General features: G+C 73.2%; 1 pseudogene. It reads right to left on the bottom strand.

Going from position 1 to position 321, the window contains the following annotated elements:
• Positions 1-194: 194 nt before the first annotated feature.
• Positions 195-296: pseudogene (locus JHD63_RS25145) on the bottom strand (ABC transporter ATP-binding protein); the annotation flags it as partial.
• Between the last annotated feature and the right edge of the window lie 25 nt (positions 297-321).

The raw sequence follows: 321 nt of genomic DNA, 5'->3' as shown, positions 1-321 counted from the left end.
CCCCCCCCCCCCCCCCCCCCCCCCCCCCCCCCCCCCCCCCCCCCCCCCCCCCCCCCCCCCCCCCCCCCCCCCCCCCCCCCCCCCCCCCCCCCCCCCCCCCCCCCCCCCCCCCCCCCCTTTTTAATCACCCGCCCACCACCGAGATCTACACTAGGTTCTCTTCGTCGGCAGCGTCAGATGTGTATAAGAGACAGGACCAGTTCGCCCTCGCGCACCTCGAAGGAAATGCCCTTGACGGCGCGGATGCCGCCGTAGGCGACTTGCAGGTCTTCGACCTTGAGCAGGATGTCGGCCATGTCTGTCCTCAATGCACCTGGTGGC

Origin of the sequence: Xylophilus sp. ASV27, assembly GCF_016428875.1 — a bacterium.
Taxonomy (GTDB): Bacteria; Pseudomonadota; Gammaproteobacteria; order Burkholderiales; family Burkholderiaceae_C; genus Xylophilus.
The sequence above is the reverse complement of the archived record's forward strand: the minus strand, read 5'-3'. Positions and strand labels throughout refer to the sequence as shown.